The organism is Mesomycoplasma hyorhinis ATCC 17981 (assembly GCF_000383515.1).
GTDB lineage: Bacteria > Bacillota_I > Bacilli_A > Mycoplasmatales > Metamycoplasmataceae > Mesomycoplasma > Mesomycoplasma hyorhinis.
Window position 1 is genome coordinate 1 of record NZ_KB911507.1, and the last position, 4,656, is coordinate 4,656.

General features: G+C 28.8%; 4 protein-coding genes and 1 pseudogene. All 5 read right to left on the reverse strand.

Features of this window, described 5'->3' with window-relative positions; genetic code table 4:
• A pseudogene (locus F801_RS0103925) lies at positions 1–287 on the reverse strand (IS3 family transposase); the annotation flags it as partial.
• 79 nt (positions 288–366) lie between these two features.
• Positions 367–1,275: an MAGa3780 family membrane protein gene (locus F801_RS0103930; protein ID WP_014335654.1), complete on the reverse strand. Its 909-nt coding sequence runs from the start codon at positions 1,273–1,275 to the stop codon at positions 367–369.
• A gap of 27 nt (positions 1,276–1,302) precedes the next feature.
• Positions 1,303–3,390 carry an elongation factor G gene (gene fusA, locus F801_RS0103935; protein ID WP_014335653.1) on the reverse strand — a complete coding sequence of 696 codons (2,088 nt, stop codon included), beginning with the start codon at positions 3,388–3,390 and terminating at the stop codon, positions 1,303–1,305.
• A 2-nt stretch (positions 3,391–3,392) separates the two neighbouring features.
• Positions 3,393–3,863 carry a 30S ribosomal protein S7 gene (rpsG, locus tag F801_RS0103940; protein WP_013302321.1) on the reverse strand — a complete coding sequence of 157 codons (471 nt, stop codon included), beginning with the start codon at positions 3,861–3,863 and terminating at the stop codon, positions 3,393–3,395.
• 20 nt (positions 3,864–3,883) lie between these two features.
• Positions 3,884–4,303 carry a 30S ribosomal protein S12 gene (gene rpsL / locus F801_RS0103945; protein ID WP_013302320.1) on the reverse strand — a complete coding sequence of 140 codons (420 nt, stop codon included), beginning with the start codon at positions 4,301–4,303 and terminating at the stop codon, positions 3,884–3,886.
• Positions 4,304–4,656: the final 353 nt, after the last annotated feature.

Here is a 4,656-nt window from a genome sequence, read left to right on the forward strand (position 1 = left end):
AAAGATATTAGACTTGGATTAAGATTATTTTCAAGTGAAATTTTAACAATTGGTTCACCAGCTAAAAATCTTTTAACTATGTTTAATCTTTGATCTATAGTTCACTTTTTATTTCGTGGTTTTTTCTTAAGACCTTCAACTCCTAATTTGTCATAAATTTTTTCTCAAAAATTTACTTGATTTAAAAAATTTTTCTGACTTGTATTAGCAAAATCAGGCTTTTTAATTTCAATTCCTTTTTTGTATTTTTTTACACATTCTAATTTAAATTCTAATGAATATTTCATAAAAAATCCCCTTTTCTATTTTTCTAGGAAAAGGGGATTTGCTCATTTAATAATCTGATTTTTTAATTGTAATAACAAATTATTTTTGAAAATGTTCTTTTTTAAATTTAATTAAGTATTTTTTTGTTTTTTTATAAATACGATTAATTTGTTGTCTTATTTTCAAAGAATGGTATTTAATTTTATAAACTTTGATTCAAAATCAACTAATCATAAAAGGTACAATTGCGATTGAAATTAAAGTTATTAGATTTAGTAAAATAACTATTGAATTGGAAGTACCCGAATAGAAAAAAGGATGATAGAAATTCAAAAAAGGATAAATTGTTAATCCAGTGTAGAAATAAACTATTTTATTATCATTGTGAAAATTTACATTTGTATATTGTCTTACACTAAAAAAGAAAAGTAAACAACAAAATAGATAATAACCAAATGAATAAAGAATTGGGTAGATAAAAGTATATTTTTTAATAGAATATGCACATTTTAAATATTTAAGACTTATAAAAGATAATATTGGATTCACTAAATGTACAACAAGCGTTTGTAATGTTTCCCAAATATTAGCTTTGAAATCCAAATGTCAAGCAATTAAAGTTCAAAAAACTATAAATGTAATTGTTAATAAAACAATGGATGAAAAAAGTCATTGAAATTTTTTTCTACTTGGATTAAGAACATAAATTAAAAGTGCAACTGCAAAAATAATATTAGTTTGATAAGTAAAATAAAACAAACTAGATATATTTTGAAAATAAAAAACAAATGAAACAAAATAAAATTTAGGTAAAGAAAATTCAACGTAATTTGTAGCTATATTTTTTGTAATAATTACAAAAGTAGAAATAATAGCTCATAAAGCAAAAACAAAATTTATTCTATGTTCTTTTTTTCAGTCAATTCAGAATTTTAGCTTCATATTTGAAGCATTTTTTTCTAATTTTGTTTGTGAATTTGAATTTGTTTGCGGATTTTGATTTGCCATAAAAATATTATATTTTATTTAATTATATTAATCTTCGTCAGCTTTAATTGCTCTTTCTTTAACAATTTGATCTGAAATTTGTTTTGGTGTTATTTCATAGTGATCAAATTGCATTTGATAAGTTCCACGACCTGATGTCATAGACCTTAATTGTGTTGAGTATCCAAACATTTCAGCTAAAGGAACATTAGCTCTTATGGTATTAGCTCCATCTCCACGTGTTTCTTGTTCTTTTACTTGTCCACGACGACGAGATAAATCTCCCATAACATCTCCTGAATATTCAGCTGGCACAAAAACTGATACATCCATAATTGGTTCTAGTAAAACAGTACCAATTGCATCTTTTGCTTTTGTAAGAGCTTTAGAAGCAGCAATTTTATAAGCCATTTCTGAGGAGTCAACTTCGTGATAGGAACCATCGTATAATGTTGCTTGAATATCAATCATTGGATATCCTGCAAGAATTCCCATTTGCATTTTTTCTTCAAGTCCTTTTTGAATGGATTTAATGTATTCTTTAGGAATTTTTCCACCAACAATTTTGTCAATGAATTTAAATCCACCTTCTTCGTTTGGTTCGAATTTAATTCAAACGTGTCCATATTGTCCCCGACCACCTGATTGTTTGATGTGTTTTCCTTCAACTTCAGCTGATTTGGTAATTGTTTCACGGTAACTAACTTGTGGTTTTCCAACTTTAGCTTCTACACCAAATTCTCTCTTTAGACGATCTACAATTATGTCTAAGTGAAGCTCTCCCATACCAGCAATAATTGTTTGTCCTGTTTCGTTATCTGTTCAGGTTTTGAAGGTAGGATCTTCATTTGCAAGTTTTTGTAGACCAATTGAGAGTTTTTCAACTGCAGCTTTAGTAGCTGGCTCTAATGCTTGAGAAATAACAGGTTCTGGGAAAACCATTTTTTCTAAAACAAATACTTTAGCTTTTTCAGAAATAAGTGTATCTCCAGTTGTTGTCTCTTTTAATCCAACTAAAGCACCTATATCTCCTGTTCTAACTTCATTGATTTCTTCTCTTGAGTTAGCATGCATTTCTAAGATTCTACCAACTCTTTCTTTTTTGTTTTTTGTTGAGTTTAAAATGTATGTTCCTTTGTTTAAAACACCAGAATAAACTCTAAAAAATGTTAATGAACCAACAAATGGGTCATTCATAATTTTAAAAGCAAGAGCAGAAAATTCTTCATCATCTGAAGCTTTTACTGAAAATTCTTCATCATCTGCATAAGCTTTAATAGCAGGAACGTCTAAAGGTGAAGGTAGATAATCGATAACAGCATCAATCATTTTTTTAACACCTTTGTTTTTAAAACTAGTTCCACAAACAGCTGGGAAAAATTGTCCTGAAATTGTTGCTAGTCTAATTGCTTTTTTAAGTTGTTCTACGTTTGGATTGTGTCCTTCTAAAAGTAAATGCATCAAGTCTTCGTCAAAATCAGCAACTGCCTCTGCTAATTCCATACGCATCATTTCTGCTTTTTCTTTTAATTCTGAAGGAATTTCAATTTCAAATTCTTCTTCTTCTTTTTCTCCGCTGTATTTAAATGCTTTCATTTCCACTAAGTCAATTAAACCAACAAAATCATTTTCAGAACCGATGTTTAATTGAATAGCAACAGCATTTCCACCTAATTTATCTCTAACAGATTTAACTGAAGCTTCAAAGTTAGCTCCTGCTTTGTCCATTTTGTTAACATAAACAATACGTGGAACATTGTAATTTGTAGCTTGTCTTCAAACAGTTTCTGTTTGAGGTTCTACTCCTGATTGTGCATCTAAAACAGCTACAGCACCATCTAAAACACGTAATGAACGCTCAACTTCAACAGTAAAGTCAACGTGTCCTGGTGTATCAATAATATTAATTCTTTTACCTTTTCAAAATGCAGTTGTAGCAGCAGAAGTTATAGTAATACCACGTTCTTTTTCTTGTTCCATTCAGTCCATTTGTGAAACTCCATCATGTGTTTCTCCAATTTTGTGAATTTTACCTGTGTGGAATAAGATTCTTTCTGTTGTTGTTGTTTTTCCAGCATCAATATGAGCCATAATTCCTATATTTCTATAGTTAACTAAGTCAAATTTTCTTGCCATAATTATCACCTGTAGTGAGCAAATGCTCTGTTTGCTTCTGCCATTTTATGTGTATCTTCTTTTTTCTTAATAGATCCACCAGTTTTATTGTAAGCATCAATAATTTCGTTAGCTAATCTTAATTCCATTGTTTTTTCATTACGTAATCTTGCGTAGTTAATTAATCAACGTAGTGAAAGTGTTTGTTTTCTTCTTTTAGAAACCTCCATAGGAACTTGGTAGTTGGAACCACCAACTCTTCTTGAACGCACTTCTAATTCAGGTGTGATATTTTTGATAGCTTCATGAAATACTTCTAAAGCATCTTTATTTGTTTTTTCAGCAACTATTTTAAAAGCTGAGTATAAAATATTTTGTGCTGTAGATTTTTTACCATCTAACATAATTGTGTTGATAGCTTTAGTTATTAACTTTGAGTTAAAAACTGGATCTGCTAGCACTTGTCTTATAGGGGCCTGTTTTCTACGTGACATTTTGTCTCCTTTTTATTTAATTATTTCTTCTCTTTTGGTTTTTTAGCACCGTATTTAGAACGACCTTGGTTTCTTTTAGCTACACCAGCTGTATCTTGAGTTCCACGAACAATGTGGTATCTCATCCCTGGTAAATCTTTAACTTTTCCACCTCTTATTAAAACAACAGAGTGTTCTTGTAAGTTATGACCTTCACCTGGAATATAAGCATTTACTTCCATTCCATTTGAAAGTTTTACCCTTGCATATTTTCTAAGAGCTGAGTTAGGTTTTTTAGGAGTCATAGTTCCTACCCTTGTACATACACCTCTTTTAAAAGGCGCAGGTAATGCATGCTCTTTTTTCTTTAATGAGTTAAAAGATTTATTTAATGCAGGAGCATTAATTTTTCTAACTTTATTAACTCTCGCTCCATTAACTAACTGAGTTTGTGTTGGCATTTTTGTCCTTTCTTTATTTTGTTTAAATACCATTAGTTGATATAAAAGTTGTTAAATTATACAACAACTTAGTCTAGAGTATCAAAAAAAGTTCATTTTTTCTAAAAATGCTTCATTTTTAAAGCAAATTTTTAATTTTTTACTTTTTAAAAATAATACAAAATTTAAAAATTACTTTTCTTTTTAAAGATTTGATAAAAAAATAAAAGTAAAAAAAACAGAATTAAACTGAGCAGATCCCCTTTTCCTAGAAAAATAGAAAAGGGATTTTTTATGAAATATTCATTAGAATTTAAATTAGAATGTGTAAAAAAATACAAAAAAGGAATTGAAATTAAAAAGCCTGATTTTGC